Raw genomic sequence first — 23,643 nt, 5'->3', positions numbered from 1 at the left:
GATAAATTCAGATACCCGACTTCTTAAAGAAGTCGGGTATCTAATGGATTCACTTACTTAGCTCAAAAAATCGTTCCAGTCTCTTTCAAATAAACCCGTGTAAATGGTTCATCTTCAGCCAAAGTATAATCTTCAATCAATCCTTTGCGACGGATAGAAATATCATTGCCTTTTCTAATCACCACAGTAGAACTATCGAAGACATCCCGCGCTAGTATCATCTCAGTTTCGGTGGGATTGTCCAAAACTACGATATTACTATTTTGGTAAAATATCCCCTCTTCATCTAAGGTTTCTTCCGCATACTCGGCAATCAACAAATCAACTTTGGGATGACGCAGCAAAGTTTGGACGTTGCTATTGTAGTTTTTGCTTAATACTTTTTTCGAGCGATTCACAAAAACGGCATCACGACAAACAGCACCTATTGTCAAATTGGGATGTTGCAAAAGGATATGGTCAATGGTTTCTTGAAGTTCTTCAACGGAGATTTTATTAAAGGTGATAATTGGTATCCTCGCATCTGTACCCGACTCAAAAAAGGTTTCTAGAATATAAGCAGGTACATCAACACTTTCACCTTCAGAAGGTTTAAGATGCATCAAAACTCCCGGTGCAGCGTTGATTTCCAGGATAGCGAAGTTACTGGATTTCCAAGATTCAGAGAGACTTTTGGTAATGACATCAATACCAAGGCAAGTCAGTTGGAAGTGTTGAGCAATATCTTGCGCCAGAATAATATTGTCAGCATGAACCGTGCGCGTTGCATCGATGCTCATACCCCCGGCTGAAAGATTGGCGACTTTACGCAGATAAACAGTGCGCCCTTTCTCAATCACGCTGTCTAACGATAAGCGTTGTTCCTCTAAGTAGAGTTCCATCGCTTCATCAATCTGAATTTTACTCATGGGTGAGGTAGGCGTATCTAAACGTGCAGGTTTGCGGTTTTCTAGGCGGATTAATTCTGCAAGCGTTAAATACCCATCACCAATAACCGATGCTGGACGGCGTTCTGTGGCAGCGACAAATCTGCCATTGACACACAACATCCGAAAATCCGAGCCGGAAATACTTTTTTCAACAATTATCCGAGTTAGCTGATCTTCAGGAATCGCTGCTAATGCCCTATTATAAGCAGATTCTAGTTCTTTTGAGTCTTGAATGTCAGCTGTAACGCCAATTCCTTTGTGACCTACCACTGGCTTAACTGCCACTGGGTAGCCAATTTGTCTTGCTGCTGTTAATGCTTCCTTTTCAGAAAAGACGATATCGCCTTCAGGGACTGGAAAACCCAATGTCTTTAAAAATGCCTTGCAGTCATCTTTACGAGTGGTAAACTCCGAATCTAGATGACTATCACAGTTAAATGTTGTTGCTACTCCCCGGACATGTTTTTTCCCAAAACCATACTGCATTAATCCTTCTTCCCACAAATAAAAGGCGGGAATACCTTTTTCGTAGGCTGTTCGCAATAGGGCGTAAACTGTGGGGCCGCCATACACAGATGCACGGAACTTATTTTGCAGCCTGACTATCTGTTCGTCAAAGTTAAAGTCTTCATCTTGGGTAATGGCTTCAAACCAATCCCAAACAAAATAAACGACCTCTCTAGTTGTGCGTTCGTGTAGTGATTGGACGCTAATTCGCACTAAATCTGGATATGGCTTGACACTCCATTGGTTCAGGTGCAAATCCATGTCCAGTTTTCCAACTTCAGACACAACTTGGGCGAACAGATGGGCATGGGACTCGTAGCTTTGGTTGCCCAGATTTGGATAGCGATCGCCAATGCTTGCAATATAATCTTCAATGGGCAAAGGCTCTCTAGACTCAACTAGAGTAAAGTCAAATACTATTGCCCCTGAATTTAAATAGGGGTTGGGGCCAGCATAATGCTTGAAGTTGAAAATATCGAATACATCCGTTCTTCTAGCATTAATGCGGACTAAATCACTGCTTTTTTGTAGAACCATTGATTACGAACCTCTGGCTAAACACCCTGAAATTTATATGGTGAGTTATCGTTACTTAGATTACTGATTGGAGATCGATTCACATTAATTTTGGAGAGTGATGGCAAAGCCATTGATCTAATCAGAACCTACACTAACTCTATTAGTAAGCATTTTTAACTATCTCAAGGCATAATAAAATCCCCTCTCCTCAGCAAAAAATAAAGAATAGTAACTTCATCCTTACGAATAGTCAAAGATATAACCTTTGAAAGGTGCAACACTCATCAGGAAATTTGTATAAATAAATATCCAGTATTGAAAAGACAGCCAAGTATGAATACCACACAAGCTGCTCTAAGAGATGAAATTCGAGAACTTGCTGAGGAAGCTTTTCATCAAAAGCTGATCTCTGGGCATGGTGATGGGCCAGACATCAACGAGTATCAAATTGTCTACCAAGGTAAACCCAGGCATCTCCCACTAGAACAAGCCCGTTTTTTCTTGACTAACTTGCTTTACAGAAGTCGCATTCATTAGGATTTACCATCAGATATCCAATTGCACGATAAATTTTTCGGTAATTAGGAACGTAGTCAACCTTGCCTCTAGAACAATTTCTCTAAGCAGTTGCATTTGGGGTTTTTATTTAGTAAAAGAAATTAATTTTGAGGGAAGCTGTTCTTTGGGTAATTTCTCGGAAAAATCTTTTGGTCGAATTGCGATGCCTAACGACAAGCCGCTGACGTTCCTTCTCTGCGAGACGCTCTCGCGTTCGTCGCTACCGCTTCGCTAATGCGTCTATGCAAATTCTAATCCTGCTTTCTATCAGGTAATCTACCAGAAGGATGATTTGATAGTTTAATTGTCATGGTTTAGTGAAATTTATTAACTCACATCAGGGGGCATCAAGGTGGAAAGTAATTTTAAACGGCAGTTGGTAATTATTGGGGGAGCCGAAGACAAAGAAGGAGATTCCCAAATTCTGCGGGACTTTGTTCGACGCGCTGGCGGTACGAAGGCGTACATTGTCATTATGACGGCGGCGACAGAATTACCAAGAGAAGTTGGAGAAAATTACATTAGAGTTTTTGAGCGGTTGGGAGCCGAGAATGTTCGCATTATTGATACAGAAACCCGCGAAGATGCATCTTCATCTACCGCATTAGAAGCAATCAATAAAGCAACTGGGGTATTTTTCACAGGAGGAGATCAAGCTCGCATTACTAGCATCCTCAAAGACACTGAAATCGATGCGGCGATTCATGAACGGTTTGCGGAAGGTATAGTTATTGCCGGTACAAGTGCGGGCGCTGCTGTAATGCCAGATAAAATGATAGTTGAAGGTGATTCACAGACACATCCGCGAATAGAAACTGTTGAAATGGGCCCTGGTTTAGGCTTTTTACCAGGGGTAGTAATTGACCAGCATTTTTCCCAACGCGGACGCTTGGGACGTTTAATTTCAGCTTTAATACTAGAACCGGCTGTTTTAGGATTCGGTATTGATGAGAATACTGCTATGGTTGTAACTGATAACCAAATTGAAGTGATTGGTGAAGGTGCGGTAACAATTGTCGATGAATCAGAAGCTACATATAACAATATGGGCGAAATTTTAAGGGATGAGTCTTTGGCGATTTGCGGAGCAAAGCTTCATATTTTACCACATGGATTCAAATTTGACTTAAAAACTCGCCAGCCTATCCTCAATAATGGCTCTGTAGCTAATGTCTCTGTACCTGTAGGTTGATCAACACCTAGCTTTTTACAGGTGCGTTTAACTAGGATAAATAATTAATAGTTGTAGATTATCAAAACAGAATTCAGGAGTCAGGAGCGGAACTAGAGACATTCCTATATTTTGACTCTTGAATTCTTCTCCAATAGCATTTATCTCTTGAATATTCTCTCGAGTACTCTCAGAAATAGGGAACATATAGCATTTTCCGGTCTATTGAAGGAAGTACACCTTAAAACCTCACCCCCAGCCCCTCTTCTTACTAAGGAGAGGGGAGATAAAGCACAGTTTATTTTCAGTAAACCATAGTGGGGGACTGGGGACTGGGTGAAAAGTCTTTTTGTGTCTAAATTTATCATCTGTAGCGCTGTTTTGCCTGCCGTAGGCGATCGCCAGCCGCAAGCAGAGGCTAAAAATGCTTTTGAAAACCTCAATGTAAGAAACTTTAGAACTTAGGTTTCGACTTTGGCTGCCACAATGGAGTAATATCAAGGTTTTTAGCAGCAGATACGGCAATTAAACCTACATCGGTACGGTTTACACCCCTTTGGTTTTTGTAAAGCTATCGTAACATTTATTTATATAAAGCAATATTTAGGTAATAAAGTGATGAATCAACCCATTGAATTATCTTTAGAACAAGAATTTAGCCTGAGAACATTCGCTGACGCTGTGAAGCAGATGTCACGTGAACAAGCTCAAGAGTTTTTGCTGATGCTCTATAAAGACATGAAAGTTAGGGAAGCGACTTACCAAGAATTGCTCAAACATCAGTGGAAACTTGATTCAGATTCAATCTTGGGTTAAACCGAACCTTGCAAGGTCACTTTAAGCTAATCAGAAGATAACGAACACAGAATTATTTTTTTCAAGAACTGCACCTTAGCCTGTTTAGCGTCACGGTTGGTTAGAAATTCCCGTCCCAGTGTCAAATAATAGTGCATCCGCAGTTGAGGATACGAGCCGTCGTCATCTTTCTCGACAAGCTTAGGGGAAACATCAACTTCGTAGCGACCGGACAATTCTGCTTTACGCTGCTGATGTCGTTCAGTTTTCGTTTTCGCCCTTTTGTCAAGGAACTTCTTGAGTTCAGCCCCAGAAAGTTCAACAAAGTTAGCGATCGCATTCATAAGCTACGGAAAAACGAAAACCAAGAAGATGTTAAAGCGACCGTATTTGACGGTTGTGGAGGAGAAGCTGTTAGGTTTGATAGAGATTAAGGAAGTAGTTTTTCACATCACATTGCAGAAATTGCGATCGCTTCAGTTTGTAAATCTGTGGGGAGCGAATGTATTTTAAGTTAATTTTTCGATTGCTTGACCGTTCATCGTGACGTATTTACTGCTTATAAACCCAATTTGGTCTACATTTTTGTTTAAGTCCCAATAGGATTTTTATATGCAAAAAAAGGTAGTGTTGCGATGAGAATCTTGCTGATCGAAGATGACGAAGTTTTAGCGAGTGTTTTGTTGCAGTCTCTTACCCAACAACACTATGCTGTTGAAATAGCACAAGATGGGCAACTTGGCTGGGAATATGCCCAAGCGACGAAATACGACCTGATATTAACAGATGTAGTATTGCCGAAACTAGATGGTATTACTTTATGTCAGCGCTTACGTTCTAGTGGCTGTTCCACTCCTATTTTATTGATTACAGCAAAAGATGAAACTAGCGATCGCATTCGTGGACTTGATGCAGGAGCAGATGATTATCTAATTAAACCTTTAAATTTGAGAGAACTGCAAGCAAGGGTACGCGCCTTGTTACGTCGCGGTGATACTCCCCTTCCTCCAGTGCTAGAAGTTGGGGCATTGCGTTTAGATCCAAGTATTTGCGAGGTAACATACGACAATCAAGTTCTGGATTTGACACCAAAAGAATATAGTCTACTGGAGATATTTCTGCGGAATCCATTGCGGGTTTTTAGTCGGGGAGATATTATCGAACATCTCTGGACATTTGACGATCCACCCCAAGAGGAAACTGTGAAGTCTCATATTAAGGGGTTACGACACAAGTTGAAAGTGGTTGGAGCCGTAGATTGGATTGAAAACGTTTATGGTTTGGGGTATCGCTTAAAATCCCAAAAAAAGAATAGTAGTGGAAATAGCAAAGAAATAACTCAAAAAAACCCAGTTCAGAATTCTCCATCAGTTGAGCAGCAGTTTCAGCAAGCAATGAATGGGCTGTGGAGTCAATACCAGGGGCTAATGACACAGCGAATGGAGGTATTGCAACAAGCAGCAGCAGAACTCTCTAGCGACACACTAACTATAGAATTACGTAACTCGGCGGAACGGGAAGCGCATAAGTTAGCTGGTGTTTTGGGAATGTTTGAGCAAGAAATAGGAACTCAAATAGCGCGGGAAATTGAACAGATTTTAGCGAAAGAAGGGGATTTATTAGCAGCCCAAAAACGCCAACTGCGATCGCTAATACAAGAGTTAGGCGAATTGTTAAACCTCATGGCACAAAAGCTAGTAGATCAAACTGCTACCTCCATTGAGGAAGAGATAAGTTCTAAGTTACTGCTGATTGACCCTGATTTACAATTGGGTTCACAATTGCAACAACTGGCATATTCTACGGGAATGCGTTGGCAGCAAATAACAACTTTAGAAGGTGCGAAAAACTTCTTGCAAACCACATCACCAGATTTAGTAGTGCTAAATGTAGATGAGATTGGGCAGCGAGAGGAAACTTTAGCATTAATGTTGAACTTAGCAACACACACCCCTCCTATACCTGTACTGGCACTTGCTATTAGCGATCGCCTAGTGGATCGTGTAACTTTGGCTCAGTCTGGGGCGCGGGGTTTTCTCCTTAAGCCTGTCACCGCCAGCCAAGTTTGGGAAACTGCCTCACAAATCTTACAGTTTACCCGTTCTTTAAAAGTAAATGTATTAGTCGTTGATGATGACCCGCTTATTTTAGCAGCGCTAGGCCCAATGTTAGAACCTTGGGGAATGCGAATCACCGGATTGGACGATCCCCTACGTTTCTGGGAGGTATTACAATCTACTGCACCAGATTTGTTGATTTTGGATGTGGAAATGCCTCACATTAGTGGTATAGAACTTTGCCAAGCAGTTCGCACAGATCCGCAATGGCAGGAATTGCCAATTGTTTTTCTAACGGCTCACCGAGAGATGGAAACAGTGCAGCAGGTGTTTGCTGCTGGGGGAGATGATTATGTGGTTAAACCTGTTGTAGGGGCAGAATTGCTGGCAAGGATTACCCATCGCTTAGAACGCAGCCGCCTACTACAGTCGCTTTCTACCAAAGATCCTTTAACGGGATTAGCAAATCAATTTCAGTCTAGCCGCGACTTACAACGCCTGATTGCTCAAGCCGAAAAAAATCAGCGATCGCTTTGCTTGGTGATATTGAATATCAGCGATTTACGCCAAATTAATATCCAGTACGGCCATGAGGCTGGTAATCAAGTATTGCAACGATGGAGTCGGCTATTCCAATCGACATTTTGCAGTGGCGAAATATTGGGCTATTGGGGTAACGGAGAATTTGTAGTGGGAATTTCTGGGTTTACTGAAACCGCAGACACAAAGCAACTTGTCGTTAAACATCGCCTCAGTGAAATTTTAATTAAGCTTCGCCAGCAGGTATTTACAGCTTCAAATGGCGATCGCTTCCAGGTAACTTGTAACTTTGCTATGGTTGAATATCCTAATGATGGACTAAAGTTACAATCTTTATACCAAGTTGCTAATTCTATGTTGAAGCAGAGCTAAAAGGCAATAGGAAAGAAGGCTTTTTGAGTATTGGGTAAAGGATGTAAGTAGGTCGGTGCAATTAAAGCTAACTAGTGGGGGCTGTCATTTATCCTTTGTCATTGGTCATTGGTAAGAGCTTGAAGCTGATTTACGTTTTGTAATATAGTTAGATTTATTTCCGCCCACTTACTTATTCAAAACCTTTCCCCATTTCCCTTTCCCCTTTAACCCTCAATGATGCTAATAACCGTATTAATGCTGTAACATTTGAAGGCAGTATGTAGTTTTGCTATGGTTAAATATCTTAATGCTCAACTTATAGATAGAATCACTATACCAAGTTGTTCTATCTATACCAGGAGACATTAAGGAGTTGGTGATGAGCGCTAAACAATTGGAGCAGGTGAAGCAATTGCAAGCTACCCTCACCAAGATGGAAGTAACATTAGGTGCGATCGCTGATGCTGTAGTCTGGGTAGGAGAAGACCGACGCATTCAATGGTGCAATTCTCATTTTGAATCTCTGGTAAATCAACCCCACGACAATATCTGCGGCGCAAAATTAACTGACTTACTACCCTTAGCACAAGCAGGACAACCAGTTTATCCTGATGTGCAGATACTCAATGGAGAGTACGAAACAGCAAATTATCAGTACCAGCAGGGTGAGCAGACTTTAACACTAGAAATTTCTGGTAGCTGTACCAAGCTGACTGACGATCGATGTGCAATATTGGTAATTCGGGATATCACGATAGCAAAACAAACCCAAGAATCCTTGCAAGAGATTGAGGAGCGATTGCAGACATTAATTAACGCTACACCCGATATTATCTGTTTAAAGGACGGTGAGGGAAAATGGTTGCTTTCAAACCAGGCTAACCTGGAATTTTTAGAAATACAAGGGGTTGATTATCAAGGCAAAACAGACTCCGAACTAGCAGAATTTAGCAATTTTTATCACGATGCTTTACTCAATTGCGATAAAACAGATGAACAAGCTTGGCAGTTGGGATGTGTGCATCGGGTAGAAGAAATTATACCCCGACCTGATGGGACAGTCAGCAGTCTCGATATGATCAAAGCTCCCCTATTTCACCAGGATGGTAGACGCAAGGCTCTAGTGGTTTTAGGGCGGGATCTGAGCGAACGCAAACAAACTCAAATAGCTTTAGAAAACTCTTTATCTCTATTAAACGCTATCTTTGAATCGATTCAAGATGGTATATTAGTAGTCGATAGTTTAAGTAATATCACTACTTATAACCAAAAGTTCTTAGAAATGTGGTCAATTCCACCAGAACTTTTGACAGAACCAGATCATCCTCACCGACTGGCGTATTTGGCAAATCAGCTAAAAGAGCCAGATCGGTTTTTGCAACGAGTTCGAGAATTATACTCACACCCGGAAATAGTTAGTTACGATTGCTTAGAATTGCAAGATGGTAGGATATTTGAACGATATTCCTGCCCTCAGCGTGTTGGCGAACAGATTATTGGTAGAGTGTGGAGTTTCCGCGACATCACCCAACGCCAAAGGGCAGAAGAAGCACTACGGCAAAGTGAGTTGCAATATCGCACTATTTTTGAAGCAATCAATGATGGACTATTTATTACTGATATAGAAACTGAAAAAGTAGCTGAAGTTAATCCTGCGGCTTATCAGATGCACGGTTATTCTTATGAGGAATTTCTAAGTTTACATCCATCTGTCTATATTCACCCAAACTCACATTCAGTTTTTCTAGAGTTTGTTGAAACAACGCGATCTGGTGAGCAATTTTATGGGCAAGCGGTTGATATCTGCAAAGATGGTACTTTAATAGATGTGGAAGTCAAAGGAACGACTTGCATTTACAACGGTAAGCCCCACATATTGGCAGTGGTGCGCGATATTAGCGATCGCAAACGCACCGAAGAAGCCTTACGACAAAGCGAAGTCCAGTATCGAGATTTGGTGCAAACAGCCAACTGTATTATCCTGCGTTGGGATACTAACGGTGACATTATATTTTTAAATGACTACGGACAAAGGCTTTTTGGCTTTGATTTAGATGAAATTATTGGGCATAACGTCATCGGCACAATTGTTCCAGAAACCGAAACTTCTGGACGCGACTTACAGACATTAATGGTTGACATTTGTCAACACCCAGAAAACTATTTATTCAACGAAAATGAGAACTTATGCAAAAATGGCGATCGCGTCTGGATAGTCTGGGCAAATAAACCCATATTAGATGCCCAAGGAAACTTAATCGAAATTCTTTCAGTAGGCACTGATGCCACAGAACGCAAACGCGCTCAAGCAGCCCTCCAGCAAAGCGAGTTAAAGTTCCGTAGCATCGTTGAAAATGCCAATGACTTGATATTCGTCCTTAACCTAGATGGAATCTTTACCTATCATTCGCCTAATGTTACCTCAATTATGGGATACAGCCTAGAGGAAATAGAAGGTCATTCTGTGGCGGAGTTTACCAAACTGGAAGATTTAGCAACCAGCGCCGCAGCATTACAAAGGGCTGCCACTGGGGAAAAACTGACTGATATTGAGGTGCGATTAAGACACAAAAATGGTAAGTGGCGATGGTTCAACTTTAACACTTCGACAATTACTGCTTTAAATGGCACAGTTGCGATTTTGGGTGTGGGGCGTGACATTACAGAACGCAAGCAGACAGAAGAAGCTTTGCGTCGTAGTGAAATGAAATACCGCAACATCTTTGAAAATTCTCAAGTAGGTATTTTCCGCACTCGTCAACAAGATGGATTGATTATCGAGGCTAATCAACGCGGTGCCGATATTTTAGGTTTTGCCTCTGCTAATGACTTGATTGGCAAGTTTTTTACAACTGAATTATATTCCGATCCAGGCGATCGCACGCGGATGTTAGCAGAGTTAGAAAAGGACGGTGAAGTTCGGAATTTTGAAGTCGCACTGCGGCGGCGCGATGATTCGGTTGTTTGGTTACTCTTGTCACTCCGTCTCAACGCCGAAGAATCTTGTCTCGATTCAGTTTTTACAGATATTAGCGAACGCAAACAGCAAGAACAGGCTTTACGTTTAATTGTTGAGGGGACAGCAGCAAAAACAGGTGATGAATTCTTCAACTCCTGCGTTCGTTACCTAGCTGAAGTATTACAAGTTCAGTATGCCCTAGTTACTGAGTTTGATAATGAACCAAAAACTAGAGTTCGCACTTTGGCATTTTGGTCTTGCGGGACTATAAACGAAAATTTGGAATATGATTTGCACGGTACTCCTTGCCAATATACCTTGGAAGGAAATATGTGTCACTATCCCCAAGGAGTACAAACCGCTTTCCCCGACGATGTAGATTTAGTGAGGATGAATGCCGAAAGTTTTTTTGGCGTTCCTCTCACCAGTTCATCCGGGGAAATTATTGGACATCTAGCAGTAATAGATGTTAAACCGATGAAGCACGATCCAGGACGGGAACTGATTATCAAAATCTTTGCTGCCCGTGCTGGTGCCGAATTAGAACGCAAACAAGCAGAAGCAGCCCTACAAGAAAGCGAGTTAAAGTTTCGTACTATCGTTGAAAAGGTCAATGATGTGTTGTTCGCGATCAGTGCTGATGGGGTTTTTAACTATATTTCCCCGAATATTTTGAATACTACCGGATTTGCCCCCAGCGAAATGGAGGGTAATTCTTTGACATTCTTTACTCATCCTGATGATGTGCAGAAATGTCAAGAAGTCGCTCAAACTATCCTCGCAACCGGTGAGGGAATTTCTGGTACTGAGTACCGCGCCAAACATCGCACTAAGGGCTGGGTTTGGCTAACTTCTAATGCAGTCCGCACACAAGATGCCCAAGGTAATTTCCAAATTGTGGGTGTAGCTCGTGATATTAGCGATCGCAAACAAGCAGAAGCAGCTTTACAACGTCGGACTCAAGCCGAAAGTTTACTCAGTAGTATTTCTCGGCAATTTATTGACCAAAATTTAGAAACAGCAATTAATTTTACACTCCAAGCGATCGCTCAGTTTATTAGTTCTGAACACAGCTGCATATTTGAATTATCCGAAGATCAAAGGCGATTCGACCTGATTCATGAATGGTGTGGCGAAGGTGTTGCACCATTAATTGATGTTGCCAAAGGATCGCCTGTTGAGAGTTTTCCCTATTTTTATACTCCAATCCTGCGTGGCAACTATATACAAATCCCTTCTGTGGCAGAATTGCCACCTGAGACAGCAGAGAGAAAGCTATTTGAGGGGATGTCATTTCAGTCTGTAGTTGCTGTACCCATGCTTCATTCTGGCAAAGTAGTTGGCTTTGTCGGTACAGCGATGATTCACTTGTGTAAAGCCTGGAGTCAAGAAGATATTAATTTATTGAAGTTGGTAGGTGAAATAATTGCGATCGGTCGAGCCAGACATCAGGCAGAAGAAGCGCTGAGAATTGCCAAAGAAGCAGCTGAAACTGCCAACCAAGCTAAAAGTGCTTTCCTCGCTAATATGAGCCACGAACTCCGCACGCCTCTCAATGCTATCCTTGGTTTTTCTCAGTTAATGGAACGAGATACTAGCCTCAACTCAAACCAACGTGAATCTTTAGCTACCATTAACCGCAGTGGCGAACACTTGCTCAACCTGATTAACGATGTTCTAGAAATGTCCAAAATTGAGGCTGGACAAATCATTTTCACCCCTGAAGACTTCGACCTTTATCTACTGTTGCAAACATTACAAGAAATGTTTCAGGTAAAGGCACAAACAAAGCAATTATTCCTCAGATTTGAAATTGCTCCCAATCTGCCCCGTTATATCCAGACAGATGAGGGGAAACTCCGCCAAGTTCTGATTAACCTTTTAGGTAACGCCGTCAAGTTTACTCAAACAGGCGGAGTTACTTTACGAGTCAGCTTGGGGAGTGAGAGTAGGGGAGCAGGGGGAGCAGGGGAGGCAGGGGAAGAAGAACTATTAAGCCCTGCCCCATGCCCAATGCCCAATGCCCCATGCCCCATGCCCCATTCCCAATCCCCAATGCCCCATGCCCCATTCCTTCACTTTGAAGTCGAAGACACTGGACGAGGAATAGCACCAGAAGAAATGAATAACTTGTTTCAGCCTTTTGTCCAGACAACAAGCGGTATCCAAACCAAGGAAGGAACTGGACTAGGACTAACTATCAGCCGTCAATTTGTGCGGTTGTTGGGTGGCGATATTCACATAACGAGTAGCCCTAGACAAGGATCTACTTTTAGCTTTGACATCCAAGTGAATTTAGCCGCAGAATTGAAGGTTTCACCAAGGTTGAATAAGGGACGTGTCATTGAGCTAGCACCAGGCCAACCTTCTTACCGGATTCTGGTAGTGGATGACCGTAAAGAAAACCGCGATTTAATTGTACAACTTCTTGGTAGCATTGGTTTTGAAATTAAGGCTGCAAATAATGGACAAGAAGCGATCGCAATGTGGCAAACTTGGCAGCCTCATCTTATTTGGATGGATATGCGGATGCCTGTAATGAACGGCTACGATGCAACTAAAGAAATTAGAGCCAAGGAAAGAAATACAAATACAAATCACCGCACTGTAATTATTGCCCTAACTGCCAGTGCTTTTGAAGAACAACAGGCGAGTATTTTAGCCGCAGGTTGCAACGACTTGGTTCGTAAGCCATTTCGTGAGCAGGTAATTTTTGAAAAGATTGCTGAATATTTGCAGGTGCGTTATATCTGTGCAGAAGAAAGCAGTGAAGATGCAACAGACAATAACCTAAAAAATATTCAATTTTCCATTTTGGATCTTCGCTCTGCAATTAATATTATGCCTACCCAATGGGTAACAGAACTTAATCAGGCAGCCGTTGAAGTCGATGCCGAAAGGATTTTTCAACTAATTGAGCAAATTCCACCAACACATTCTACTTTGGCAGAAAAATTGACAAATTTAGTCCGAAGTTTCTGCTTCGATGAAATTATTGATGTAACGGAAGAAAATTGTAACTGAGTCAACTTAATGTAAAATGGGCGCTTAGAAACCACATCTACACGAGGCTTTACCCACGGAGGTGGGTTTCAAACACTCAATTTTCGCCTATTAATATTTTCTTTGATTGTGCGATCGCATATTTGATAAGTAAAACCAAATTTGTATTAAATAAATTTTTTAATTATAAAAAGTTATTGAATGATAAGTTAAAAAGAAGTTTTAGTTAATAAAAAATTTTTTTGACTTATTAATTAACAAGTTTTAGTGACTACAACTCCTTCTGGAGCTACTAACAAAGAAGTTTTAGTAACTACAACTCCTTCTGGAGCTACTAACGGAGAAGTTTTAGTAACTACAACTCCTTCTGGAGTTACTAACAAAGAAGTTTTAGTGACTACAACTCCTTCTGAAGTTACTAACGGAGAAGTTTTAGTAACTACAACTTCTTTAAATAAACGAATTCAGGAGTCAGAATCAAGACGCGGCGCTCTCTAAGAGACGCTGCGCGAACGAATACTCGCTAATGCTATCCACCAGTTGTACAGAATACTCGACTGAATTCTGACTCCTGAATTCTGTTCGATAGATATTTATCAAGTTGTTGCTAAAGCAGGTTCTGCCACAAAATATTTTAGATTTTCTTGCTGAGTGGCGAATTTCAAATATTGAGATGCCATTTCTGGTGTTAGCAATTCAATCATTAATCTGTTTTCCACCCAAAACTCAATCACATCAAAGAAAGAATCGCGGTTACAGCACACTACACGCCAATCTTCACGGACACCGATTTGTTCAATTTCTTTTTGGCTGATGGGTACAGAAATAGCTGCATGAATATCTGTATACATAGAATTAATTGCAGTACGGACAAATACGCATTCTTCATCATTTTCACCAGGTTCAATTTGAGAGCCTAAAGGATAGAGTTCAATGGCTGTACCGTATTCATCAAAAGGTATAACCATATAGCTTCCTGGGTTAGGAGGAAAGGGAACAGCTTTTGCTTTTAAGATTTCTGCCAGAACTTGAGCAACATGGCTGGGGTTTTTAACAGCAATTGAAATATGGTGAATCATGGGATAACCTCAGTTCGATATTTTATAGATTACGAAGCAATAGGGGAGAACTAGGGGAAAAGGGTAAGGGGGAAGAGGGAAAAGGTTTAAATACTACCTTTTAACCTTTTCCCTTTTCCCCGCTTATTGAGGTCGCCCGTAATGAGCTTTACCCTGGCCATCGGCAGTCTCAAGTATTAGAACTTGCTGCCCGTACTCGTTCGTCTCAATCGACCACTCGTAAGTCTCAGGCTTTGCTGAATTGCGGCTGGAGTAGGTGCGCCCGCTATTGCAGATTTGCCCTTTGGATGTGCTGTCGCTAGGTTGGAAAGTCAGGCGTTGACCTTCAATCTTAACTTTGCCTTTTTCCTGTATAAAGAGATTAGATTCACAGTTATAGGTGGTGATTTGAAGCAGCCGATTTCGCTGGTAGTTACCGTTAGATGCAAGTTGAAATTGGTCGCTTGAACCATTTGGGGCTGCTGGCCGACCTGTATAGCTATCTTGGTATTGAATAGACGAGATTCGACCGTATCGCCACTCGCCCTGGAGTTCGGCAGGTACTCCAGCATCATTTTTACCCGCTTGACTTGCGCTTGGGTAGAAAACGAGGCTAGCGATAATTCCCAAACTAAATGCGCTAGTAGTTAAAAGTTGAGTAGCTTTTGGTTTTGTTATTGAGTACATATTGCTTTATAGAAATAGATTGATTTATCAACAAATGCAAATTCTGTGTGTTTATGTATGGCTTTTCTCCATAAGGGCGTATAGCTAGCTATACACCTTATATCCAAACGAAAGATTCACGCCAGAAATTGCAATCCATATTTGTTCAAAAGAGGCTGTATTTTGTCCATATTTGGCGATGGGCTATCTGCAACTTGACCCATTTCTTCATAAAAGTTTTTCGCGCCTTGAGGTGCAATTAAAACCAAAAATTTAGCAGTAGCAGAACGAATCTTGAAGGCGTGTGGTGCATTGTGAGGAATATTAACAAAAGAGCCGGTTGATGCCAAAATAGTTTCTGTACCAACTTGGATGTCTAGTTCTCCTTCGAGAATATAAAATGCTTCTTCCCAAGGGTGAGTATGCAGTGGTGGCCCATTTTCTTGTGTGTCTGTAATTTCATAAATTTTCCAAGCTTGATTTGTCTCTTCACCAGTTGCTTTGGTTGTAAATTGTCCACCCATAATTGAGAATTGATTACCTTCTCCTGGTGCAAGAATAATTGGTTTACGCATGATTGAAGTTTGCATACAAGTTACTCCGTACTTTGCAATTTGGTAGGTGTGAGCTATTAATTTGATTTGATGCTTTTAAGATTAGGAATTAATCGGGGAGAACTAGGGTAGATAAATGGATAATGGAAATTTTTTTTGTAACTGATTATTAAGACATTGAAGTAAGGTTACAATTTCTAGAAATCATTAGTAGCCTATTCTGGCTAAAGTCGATATTGCCAATGCCAAAAGAGTCGCTAAACTTTCCCAAAGCAGACATACTGGTGATTGATGACACGCCAGAAAACCTGAATCTCTTATCTGCCATGTTGACGGAACAGGGATATAAAGTTCGGAGTGTGACTAAGGGTTCTACGGGTTTACGAGGAGCAAATGCAGTTCCCCCCGACCTAATTTTGTTGGATGTGAATATGCCTGAGATGAATGGCTATGAAGTCTGCGAACATTTGAAGGCAAGCGATCGCACTCGTGAAATCCCAGTAATTTTTATCAGCGCTTTGGGTGATGTGCTAGATAAGGTGAAAGCCTTTGCAGTTGGGGGAGTGGACTATATCACTAAGCCTTTTCAACTAGAAGAGGTTTTAGCACGAATTGAAAATCACTTAACGATTTGGAAACTGCAACAACAACTCCAAGCCCAAAATGAGCGGTTGCAGCAGGAAATTCACGATCGCACCAAAGCAGAAGAGAAGTTTGCTAAAGTTTTTCGCTCTAGTCCCAATCCAATAGCGATCGCTACAGTCTCAGATGCTCGTTTTATTGATGTCAATCCCAGTTTCTTGAAGATGAGCGGCTACTCTCTAGACGAAGTGATTGGCAATACTGCCACTGAACTTAATTTGGGTAAAAGCACAGTGGCGATGTCTAACGACAAGCCGCCAAGCGTCTACGCTCAAACAATTCAACTTCTGCCAGAAACCGGGTCACTGTACAATCTAGAATTTGAATTTTCAACTAAGTGTGCAGAACTCAAAACTATACTGATATCTCTCGAATTGATTGACTTAGCTGGAGTACCGTGTGCTTTATTAATTGCCAATGACATCACCGAACGCAAACGTCTAGAAAACGAATTTATCTCTTTAGTCAGTCATGAATTGCGTACACCTTTAACTTCCACAATGGGAGCATTAGATTTATTGGGTTCAGAACAACTGGGAACTCTGAATGAACAAGGCCAAAAAGTTCTGAGCATTGCCACCACTAACACTGAACGCCTAATTCGTTTAGTGAACGATATTCTCGATTTAGAGCGGATGAAATCGGGCAAAATATTCACGCGGAAGATGAAGTGCAACGCCGCAGACTTGCTAACTATGGCTACAGAAGCCATGCAAGCAATGGCCGATCAATTACAAGTCCAATTGATTATAAATCCTGTAGAAGTTGAACTTTGGGCAGATCCCGATCGCCTGCTGCAAACCCTGACTAATTTACTGAGCAACGCTATTAAGTTTTCTGAACCAGGAGACACAGTATATATAAGTGCCACTCTCTCAGAATCTCAAGGCGTTGAGCCTAAAGAAAATGAGCCTTTATTACCCAAATACCTTTTGATTACTATCCAAGATCAAGGGCGAGGAATTCCTGAAGATAAATTACAAATAATTTTCGAGCGCTTTCAGCAGGTGGATGCATCCGACTCCCGTAACAAAGGAGGAACAGGTTTAGGACTGGCTATTTGCCGAGATATCATCCAGCAACATGATGGCAAAATCTGGGTTCAAAGCATTTTAGGTAAAGGTAGCACCTTTTATGTACTACTACCTTTACCAAGTTTGCAATAAAAAAGAGGGGAAAAGGTTAAAGGTTAAAGGGAAAAGGGAGGAACAAGTCGCCCTAACGTGGCGAGGTTTTTACCTTTCCCTCTCACGGATGCCTTACCCCTTACCCTTTCCCCTTTCCCCTTTCCCCCTTCCTCCTTCTTGATAAACTACTTCTAACAGCTTAATTCTTCCCTACTTTTCCCAATCTGGCTTTAGAATAGCTCAAGAGCGATCAAGCAAATCAGCACATATATTTTGTAAGAGTGCCGTTATGAACAGAAATATCTTGATTGTTGATGATGAAGAAGATGTGCGGGCGATCGCCAAGTTGGGATTAGAAATGGCTGCTGGCTGGAATGTATTGACAGCAAGTTCTGGGCAGGAAGCTTTGAAGGTGGCTGCTACCCATAAACCAGATGTCATCTTACTAGATATGATGATGCCTGATATGGATGGGCGTGCAACTCTGCAACAACTGAAAGCTAACCCCGCCACCAAGAAAATTCCAGTAATTTTATTAACAGCTAAACTCCAGCAATCAGATCGAGAAAGTTTTGCTGATTTGAATGTCGCTGCTATCTTTGCCAAGCCTTTCCGTCCATTGAAACTGGCAGAGCAAATCAGTGAAGTACTGGTTGCCCTTTAGTTTTAGATTCATAATCCTTTCAACTTGTCGTTATAGAGGCTCTAGCTCTAGTTACTTCTGGGCATAAATAAATTTGCTTGAAATTTACTTGCCCTCAAACCCAGCCTGACAGAGGTAATTCCACTATCTTTATCTTTCCCCCTGCCTCTTCGCTCAGAGCTAATATCCAGTTCTCATACCTCAATTATTTTAAAAAATTTTCTGCTATTGCAACTATCTCCCCTACTTCTCCCCGATTCTTCTCTAAATTCAAATCAGAAGAACAGAGAACACCGCACAAAACAAGTGTAGAATCTCTGCGGTTTAGATAAGTCAACAAAAACGGAGGATAGACGGATGTTACACCAAATTAAAGAATTACTGCAAAACGCCCAATTACAAGAGCAAGTAAAAGCAGCAGCTAATCAAGCAGAAGCTATTAAAGTGTTAGCGATCGCTAGTGCAGAGAAAGGTTATAACTTCACAGTCGAAGCTATCTCTCAAATGCTGGCAGAAATAACCTTTGTCGATTCCAACGAACTGAGTGAAGAAGAATTACTCAGTGTTAGTGGTGGGATGATGGCTGATAGTGCGCCTAAGCTATGTCATACAGAAGGCTGTGGTGGCGGACACTGCTAAAAAAGGTATGTAGCTTCTCTTGCTCTTCGGCATTGTAGCCTCCAGGATCAGGTTGTTTTTCTAAAAGAGCTTTTTAGATCCAACTTTTCCAATATTTTTATTTGGATAATTTCCATACTTGGTACTGAGGTTCAACTCAGAAAGAGATGCTGCATAACACATTCCCTCTTAGCTCCTTTGAGCAGAGGGGAGAGAAAATCTCAAGAATAATTATTACCACCAATAGGAGAATCTAATTATGTTGTCACAAATTAAAAACCTACTCCAAAACACCCAGTTACGTGAGAACATGCAAGCAGCAGTTACCCAAACAGAAGCCATCAAACTGTTGCTAATTGCTAGTGCAGAAAAAGGTTATACTTTCACAGCCGAAAGCGTAGCTCAAATGCTGGCAGAACTGACCTTTGTGGACTCCAACGAACTGAGTGAAGAGGAATTACTCAGTGTTAGCGGCGGGATGATGGCTGAAAGTGCGGCTAAACTATGTCATACAGATTCCTGCGGTGGTGGACACGCTGGTTGCTGCTAAAAAAAGTATAGACCTCTTTTTTTGCAAGAGGGGAAAAGGTTAAAGGGTAAAGGTTTTTTCTTTTCCCCTTAACCGACAAATATTGAATTCCTTCTTTGCTTTTCTATGAAGGTAAAGAGGGAATTTCATTCATAATTCTCACCAAATTTAAGAAAATATAATTCTTATTCCTATTTTCCGCCTTATCCCATTGATATCTCAATACGGTTCGGTTAAAGGGGAAAGGTTTTGAATACATCCTTTACCCTTTACCCCTTACCCTTTCCCCAGACCACAAAGAAATTGATATCTCTGTTTTAACTTTCACTATGAAAAATCCAGCTATGGTTCAACAACTTGTTCGCTTATCCCAACAGAAAACATCAGACGATTTAAGAGCGATCGCAGCCAATGCTAGCTTTATCTGGGAACGTCTTGATGAAAGCAGATTTGCAATTAATGGCGATCGAGTCAACGAACAAGAAATTAACCGTCGGCGCGATCGCTGGTGCGAAGTTGCAGCAGAAGGTAAATTAGATACATTGCACAAACGCTTACAGTGGGAAGGGTTAGACCTCGATACTGTTAGTTCCAAATTGGGAACTATCGAGTTGCTTGGCGATCAACCTTTGCCTGAGTGGGCAGAAACCTTGCAGCAAATCATCCAAACCGCTACAGGATTCAATTCTGCAACTGAAGTTTTTCTACCAATTGATTCACAAAATCCGATCGCCTTTGAAGATATTCTTTTGCCTGCTATCTTGGTAGCCAGACAGCAATTACTGACTCGCTGCAACAGTCAATTCACCCAAGATTGTCTTCCCTTATCGATTCTTTCCCAAACTGCTTACAGTTCTCTAGAATGTGGTCTACTGAAACGATTAGCAGGAATTTGCACAAAGACATTAGATTTTGAATTCTCTCAGGTGCGTCCCTTTGGTCAAAACTTGCTCGGCTTGCTGGGACTGGAGAAAGAAAACAATAACACTCACTACACCAAGTTCGTCAATCAACTCCTAGAAGATGGAATGCTGACGTTCTTCCAAAAATATCCAGTTCTCGGTCGGTTAGTGGGAACAGCCGTCAATTTTTGGGTTGAGTTTACTGCTGAATTTCTCGAACGTTTAGTTGCAGATAGGACAGATATTCAACAAACGTTTGATGAAAGAATTATCCCATTTTCTCAAAACAAAGTTGCTGAAATTCAAACATCCATTTCCGATCCACACAAACGCGGACGAACGGTAATTTTGCTCACCTTTGAGTCTGGACTTAAACTTGTTTATAAACCCAAAGATTTAGGATTAGAGGTTGTATTTAACCAATTTTTGGATTGGTGCAATCAACACAGCAATCTTTTAGATTTTAAAATAATTCAAGTACTGGAGCGCAATGGTTACGGTTGGGTAGAACATGTTGAACAGTTGCCTTGTGTGGATGAAGCAGCTGCGAAACGATTCTATCAACGTTCTGGGATGTTGTTGTGTGTGCTTTATGCTTTGCGGGGAACAGATTGCCATTACGAAAACTTAATTGCCAATGGCGAACATCTGGTGCTGATTGACATGGAAACGCTGCTGCACCACGAACCGAATCTCATTGAAGACTCACCGCTTACCCAAGATTTAGAAACAACCGCCACACAACAATTTTGGGATTCCGTACTCCGCACCGGACTTTTACCCCGTTGGGACTTTAGTGGCGATCGCAGTGTCGCTTATGATATTAGCGGGCTAGGCAGCACAGATCCCCGACTATCTCCCCGCAAAGTCCCGCGCTGGCAGAACATTAATACAGATAATATGCATCTGTCCTCTGAGTCTGTAACCTTGCCGATTGGGAAAAATGTGCCGTGCTTGGGTGAAGTTGTTCTATCTCCAAACGATTATCAACTCCAAATCACCACTGGGTTTGAGCAGATGTATCGCTTTTTGATGGCGCACAAAGATTTCTTAATTTCAAGCCAAAGTTTGTTATCTGCGATGCAAAATCAGCAGGTGCGCTTTATCTTCCGCAACACCCGCATTTATGGCATCATCCTCCAAAAAGCTTTAGCACCCGATTATCTCAAACACGGTGTAGATTACAGTATTCAACTCGATGTTCTCAGTCGTGCTTTTCTAGTTGCTCAAAATAGACCAAACGCTTTTCCTGTTTTGAGCGCAGAACTCCGAGCGATGGAACAATTGGATATTCCCTTCTTCACGGCTAGCGCGGTGGTTGATGAACTGAGTTTAAACGGTTCTTCTTCCATTCCCAACTACTTCAAGCAATCCAGTTACCAAGACCTGCTCAACCAGTTACAATCTCTGGATGAAACCGACTTAGCTCGACAAGTAGCGATTATTCAAGGCTCCTTCGATGCCAAGATTGCAACCACTTCCAGCCGCCAAGGTGGGCAATGGCAAGGCGAATCGTTACCGTTGCTAAATTCGGAAGAATTGATTGCTGAAGCCAAGGAAATCGCCACTCAACTGGAAACCAGAGCCATTTCTGACCCTGATGGCAGCGTTAACTGGATTGGCCTAGACTTTGTACCTCGCGCCGAACGATATCAACTGCAAGTATTGAACAATTGTCTCTCTGACGGACGTTCTGGAGTTGCCTTGTTTTTAGCTGCACTGAGTCAAGTAACTGATGATTCCCGTTACCGCGATTTAGCATTGAGGACAGTACAATCTCTGCGTCGCCAAATCCACACTATCGATCCCGAAACTTGGGAACGCATGGCTCGTTTCATGGGTGTTGGGGGTGCAACAGGTTTAGGATCGATGATTTATAGCCTGGTGAAAATTAGTCAATTTCTCAACGATGCAACGCTGTTGCCAGAGGCTCAAGTATTAGCGGATTTGATGACACCAGAACTAATTGCTGCCGATGAACACTTGGATATTATGAGTGGAGCAGCTGGGGCAATTTTGGGGTTATTGTCCCTGCATCAAGCCACAGGAGAAGCAACAGTTTTAGAAAAAGCGATCGCCTGTGGACAACATTTAATCAACCGTCAAGTTAGCCACAACGGTGCGCCCAAAGCTTGGCATACTTATTGGGATAAGCCCTTAACTGGCTTCTCTCATGGAGCCGCAGGTATTTCCTATGCCTTGCTCAGACTTTATGCCGCCACCTCAGAGGGCAAGTACTTAGAAGCAGGTTTAGCAGGAATCGAGTATGAGCGTAGCGTCTTTTGCCAGTCCACCGCCAACTGGCCCGACTTCCGCAGAATGGGACAACCGGGACAACCTGACTTTGCAAATAAGTGGTGTCATGGTGCAGCCGGGATTGGTTTGGGACGCTTAGGCAGTTTGAGAATCGTGGAAACGTCGGAAATTCAACAAGAAATTGAAATTGCTCTCCAAACTACTCAGAGTTTTGGCTTACAAGCGATCGATCACTTATGCTGTGGCAATTTCGGTCGAGCGGAAGTGCTGTTAGTCGGTGCAAAAATCTGTTCCCGTCCTGATTGGCAGCAAATTGCTCACCAGAATGCAACAAATGTTGTGGCTAGAGCCAAGCGAACTGGAGCTTATCAACTGTTCCCCAACTTACCCAATTCTGTATTTAATCCTGGCTTTTTACCCGGCATATCTGGAATTGGTTATCAATTGCTGCGTCTGGCTAACAATGACTTGCCTTCAATATTATTGTGGGATTGAGCTTGTTGTTTGTACCCAAAAACCGCATTATCAAAAAAAAAGCCCTTCTACCGAGGTTGGGGAGGGCTTTTTTTGGGCATCACGAACTGGGTAACTTAAGCTTGTGAATCTTCAAACCTCTTTTTTATGCCTTCAAATGAGCCTGTAGGATCATTTATATTAAAAGCAAATCCCGGTGTTGGTACGTTGCCATTTTTAAAGATTACAGCGGCGGGAGGTGCCGGATATATGAGTGGCACAATTGCACGAGAATATGCTTGTACGTTCTCTCTGATTTCACCTACAACAATTTTGTATTTATCTCCAAAAGATTTTTCAGCTTTTGACACTAGTTCATTATTTAATGATCCAGTATCATCTGCCAAAATCACAACAACAGGCTTGTCAGATTTTAAAACTTCAGCTTCAAAATTATCTCGATTGACAGTTGTTATAGTAGCAGCGATCGCAGGAGATGATAAGAACATCATTCCACTTACAACCAACATTAAGACTACTAACATTAGTCGCCGTGTAATTCTATTAACACTTTCCATGATTTTTGCAGACATATTTCTGTGTATCTATCTCAAATTTCAAGTAACCTAGCACAGCTAAAAAAGCGACACAAGGACAGTTAAGACAGATAAGACACTTAAGGAAAAATCTATCAAAAGAGGTAGCTAGGAAATACTGGGAATATTTCATTTGAGTAGAAGCGATCGCTTCCCTTACTTCTCCCCTAGTTCTCCCCGATCGCACTTTAATCTTAAAAGTCTAGA

At 41.8% G+C, this 23,643-nt stretch carries 18 protein-coding genes; 12 read left to right on the top strand and 6 right to left on the bottom strand.

The annotated features are described in order from the left end of the window. Nucleotides 1-62: 62 nt before the first annotated feature. Nucleotides 63-1,973, bottom strand: coding sequence for an acetate--CoA ligase family protein (locus tag RMZ41_RS17175; protein WP_322640388.1), 1,911 nt, complete (start codon nucleotides 1,971-1,973; stop codon nucleotides 63-65). Nucleotides 1,974-2,288: 315 nt separating this feature from the next. On the opposite strand from RMZ41_RS17175, the gene RMZ41_RS17170 reads away from it, so the two are divergent. The 3 genes from RMZ41_RS17170 (at nucleotide 2,289) to RMZ41_RS17160 (ending at nucleotide 4,500) form a co-directional block, all read left to right on the top strand. Beyond that, nucleotides 2,289-2,492: a hypothetical protein gene (locus RMZ41_RS17170; RefSeq protein ID WP_322640389.1), complete on the top strand. Its 204-nt coding sequence runs from the start codon at nucleotides 2,289-2,291 to the stop codon at nucleotides 2,490-2,492. Nucleotides 2,493-2,865: 373 nt separating this feature from the next. Further along, a complete protein-coding gene (locus RMZ41_RS17165; protein WP_322640390.1) occupies nucleotides 2,866-3,705 on the top strand; it encodes a cyanophycinase in 840 nt (279 codons plus the stop codon). A 597-nt stretch (nucleotides 3,706-4,302) separates the two neighbouring features. Then, nucleotides 4,303-4,500, top strand: a complete 198-nt coding sequence (locus RMZ41_RS17160) for an NblA/ycf18 family protein (protein ID WP_322640391.1) — start codon at nucleotides 4,303-4,305, stop codon at nucleotides 4,498-4,500. Nucleotides 4,501-4,526: 26 nt separating this feature from the next. Here the strand turns inward: RMZ41_RS17160 and RMZ41_RS17155 are convergent, their stop codons facing one another. Further along, a complete protein-coding gene (locus RMZ41_RS17155; protein WP_322640392.1) occupies nucleotides 4,527-4,823 on the bottom strand; it encodes a hypothetical protein in 297 nt (98 codons plus the stop codon). A gap of 28 nt (nucleotides 4,824-4,851) precedes the next feature. Here RMZ41_RS17155 and RMZ41_RS17150 point away from each other — a divergent pair, with 28 nt between their 5' ends. The 4 genes from RMZ41_RS17150 (at nucleotide 4,852) to RMZ41_RS17135 (ending at nucleotide 13,890) form a co-directional block, all read left to right on the top strand. Then, complete coding sequence (locus tag RMZ41_RS17150; RefSeq protein WP_322640393.1) at nucleotides 4,852-4,992, top strand: hypothetical protein; 141 nt, start codon at nucleotides 4,852-4,854, stop codon at nucleotides 4,990-4,992. Nucleotides 4,993-5,114: 122 nt separating this feature from the next. Next, nucleotides 5,115-7,448: a response regulator gene (locus RMZ41_RS17145; RefSeq protein ID WP_322640394.1), complete on the top strand. Its 2,334-nt coding sequence runs from the start codon at nucleotides 5,115-5,117 to the stop codon at nucleotides 7,446-7,448. A gap of 361 nt (nucleotides 7,449-7,809) precedes the next feature. Continuing rightward, entirely contained in the window at nucleotides 7,810-13,413 is a 5,604-nt protein-coding gene (locus tag RMZ41_RS17140; protein WP_322640395.1) for a PAS domain S-box protein, read from the top strand. Nucleotides 13,414-13,659: 246 nt separating this feature from the next. Then, the gene (locus RMZ41_RS17135; protein WP_322640396.1) at nucleotides 13,660-13,890 is read left to right on the top strand and encodes a hypothetical protein; all 231 of its coding nucleotides are present in this window, start codon (nucleotides 13,660-13,662) and stop codon (nucleotides 13,888-13,890) included. Nucleotides 13,891-13,988: 98 nt separating this feature from the next. Here the strand turns inward: RMZ41_RS17135 and RMZ41_RS17130 are convergent, their stop codons facing one another. From RMZ41_RS17130 to RMZ41_RS17120, 3 genes are all read right to left on the bottom strand, one after another. After that, a complete protein-coding gene (locus tag RMZ41_RS17130) occupies nucleotides 13,989-14,471 on the bottom strand; it encodes a hypothetical protein (RefSeq protein WP_322640397.1) in 483 nt (160 codons plus the stop codon). Between the two features lie 123 nt (nucleotides 14,472-14,594). After that, nucleotides 14,595-15,137 (bottom strand): hypothetical protein, encoded by a 543-nt coding sequence (locus RMZ41_RS17125; RefSeq protein WP_322640398.1) that lies wholly within the window; start codon nucleotides 15,135-15,137, stop codon nucleotides 14,595-14,597. 116 nt (nucleotides 15,138-15,253) lie between these two features. Further along, on the bottom strand, nucleotides 15,254-15,706 hold the full coding sequence (locus tag RMZ41_RS17120; RefSeq protein ID WP_322640399.1) for a cupin domain-containing protein: 453 nt from the start codon (nucleotides 15,704-15,706) through the stop codon (nucleotides 15,254-15,256). Between the two features lie 206 nt (nucleotides 15,707-15,912). On the opposite strand from RMZ41_RS17120, the gene RMZ41_RS17115 reads away from it, so the two are divergent. The 5 genes from RMZ41_RS17115 to RMZ41_RS17095 all read left to right on the top strand — a co-directional run bounded on the left by RMZ41_RS17115 (nucleotide 15,913) and on the right by RMZ41_RS17095 (nucleotide 22,882). After that, nucleotides 15,913-17,478 carry an ATP-binding protein gene (locus RMZ41_RS17115; protein ID WP_322640400.1) on the top strand — a complete coding sequence of 522 codons (1,566 nt, stop codon included), beginning with the start codon at nucleotides 15,913-15,915 and terminating at the stop codon, nucleotides 17,476-17,478. A gap of 250 nt (nucleotides 17,479-17,728) precedes the next feature. Then, the gene (locus RMZ41_RS17110) at nucleotides 17,729-18,103 is read left to right on the top strand and encodes a response regulator (protein WP_322640401.1); all 375 of its coding nucleotides are present in this window, start codon (nucleotides 17,729-17,731) and stop codon (nucleotides 18,101-18,103) included. A 336-nt stretch (nucleotides 18,104-18,439) separates the two neighbouring features. Then, a complete protein-coding gene (locus RMZ41_RS17105) occupies nucleotides 18,440-18,721 on the top strand; it encodes a Nif11-like leader peptide family RiPP precursor (RefSeq protein WP_322640402.1) in 282 nt (93 codons plus the stop codon). 238 nt (nucleotides 18,722-18,959) lie between these two features. Continuing rightward, the gene (locus RMZ41_RS17100; RefSeq protein WP_322640403.1) at nucleotides 18,960-19,250 is read left to right on the top strand and encodes a Nif11-like leader peptide family natural product precursor; all 291 of its coding nucleotides are present in this window, start codon (nucleotides 18,960-18,962) and stop codon (nucleotides 19,248-19,250) included. A gap of 323 nt (nucleotides 19,251-19,573) precedes the next feature. Continuing rightward, entirely contained in the window at nucleotides 19,574-22,882 is a 3,309-nt protein-coding gene (locus RMZ41_RS17095; protein ID WP_322640404.1) for a type 2 lanthipeptide synthetase LanM family protein, read from the top strand. A gap of 95 nt (nucleotides 22,883-22,977) precedes the next feature. On the opposite strand, the gene RMZ41_RS17090 is transcribed toward RMZ41_RS17095, so the two are convergent. After that, on the bottom strand, nucleotides 22,978-23,433 hold the full coding sequence (locus tag RMZ41_RS17090) for a hypothetical protein (protein WP_322640405.1): 456 nt from the start codon (nucleotides 23,431-23,433) through the stop codon (nucleotides 22,978-22,980). Nucleotides 23,434-23,643: the final 210 nt, after the last annotated feature.

Source organism: Nostoc sp. DedVER02 (genome assembly GCF_034530675.2).
Lineage (GTDB): Bacteria > Cyanobacteriota > Cyanobacteriia > Cyanobacteriales > Nostocaceae > Nostoc.
This window is presented reverse-complemented; position numbering and strand designations above follow the sequence as displayed.

What these genes read in the sequence shown, in the direction of transcription:
- RMZ41_RS17115 (WP_322640400.1), top strand. Translation starts at nt 15,913, where the DNA reads ATGCCAAAAGAGTCGCTAAACTTTCCCAAAGCAGACATACTGGTGATT.
- RMZ41_RS17095 (WP_322640404.1), top strand. Translation starts at nt 19,574, where the DNA reads ATGGTTCAACAACTTGTTCGCTTATCCCAACAGAAAACATCAGACGAT.
- RMZ41_RS17125 (WP_322640398.1), bottom strand. Translation starts at nt 15,137, where the DNA reads ATGTACTCAATAACAAAACCAAAAGCTACTCAACTTTTAACTACTAGC.
- RMZ41_RS17175 (WP_322640388.1), bottom strand. Translation starts at nt 1,973, where the DNA reads ATGGTTCTACAAAAAAGCAGTGATTTAGTCCGCATTAATGCTAGAAGA.
- RMZ41_RS17090 (WP_322640405.1), bottom strand. Translation starts at nt 23,433, where the DNA reads ATGTCTGCAAAAATCATGGAAAGTGTTAATAGAATTACACGGCGACTA.
- RMZ41_RS17100 (WP_322640403.1), top strand. Translation starts at nt 18,960, where the DNA reads ATGTTGTCACAAATTAAAAACCTACTCCAAAACACCCAGTTACGTGAG.
- RMZ41_RS17160 (WP_322640391.1), top strand. Translation starts at nt 4,303, where the DNA reads ATGAATCAACCCATTGAATTATCTTTAGAACAAGAATTTAGCCTGAGA.
- RMZ41_RS17145 (WP_322640394.1), top strand. Translation starts at nt 5,115, where the DNA reads ATGAGAATCTTGCTGATCGAAGATGACGAAGTTTTAGCGAGTGTTTTG.
- RMZ41_RS17120 (WP_322640399.1), bottom strand. Translation starts at nt 15,706, where the DNA reads ATGCAAACTTCAATCATGCGTAAACCAATTATTCTTGCACCAGGAGAA.
- RMZ41_RS17150 (WP_322640393.1), top strand. Translation starts at nt 4,852, where the DNA reads ATGTTAAAGCGACCGTATTTGACGGTTGTGGAGGAGAAGCTGTTAGGT.
- RMZ41_RS17170 (WP_322640389.1), top strand. Translation starts at nt 2,289, where the DNA reads ATGAATACCACACAAGCTGCTCTAAGAGATGAAATTCGAGAACTTGCT.
- RMZ41_RS17140 (WP_322640395.1), top strand. Translation starts at nt 7,810, where the DNA reads ATGAGCGCTAAACAATTGGAGCAGGTGAAGCAATTGCAAGCTACCCTC.
- RMZ41_RS17155 (WP_322640392.1), bottom strand. Translation starts at nt 4,823, where the DNA reads ATGAATGCGATCGCTAACTTTGTTGAACTTTCTGGGGCTGAACTCAAG.
- RMZ41_RS17130 (WP_322640397.1), bottom strand. Translation starts at nt 14,471, where the DNA reads ATGATTCACCATATTTCAATTGCTGTTAAAAACCCCAGCCATGTTGCT.
- RMZ41_RS17110 (WP_322640401.1), top strand. Translation starts at nt 17,729, where the DNA reads ATGAACAGAAATATCTTGATTGTTGATGATGAAGAAGATGTGCGGGCG.
- RMZ41_RS17105 (WP_322640402.1), top strand. Translation starts at nt 18,440, where the DNA reads ATGTTACACCAAATTAAAGAATTACTGCAAAACGCCCAATTACAAGAG.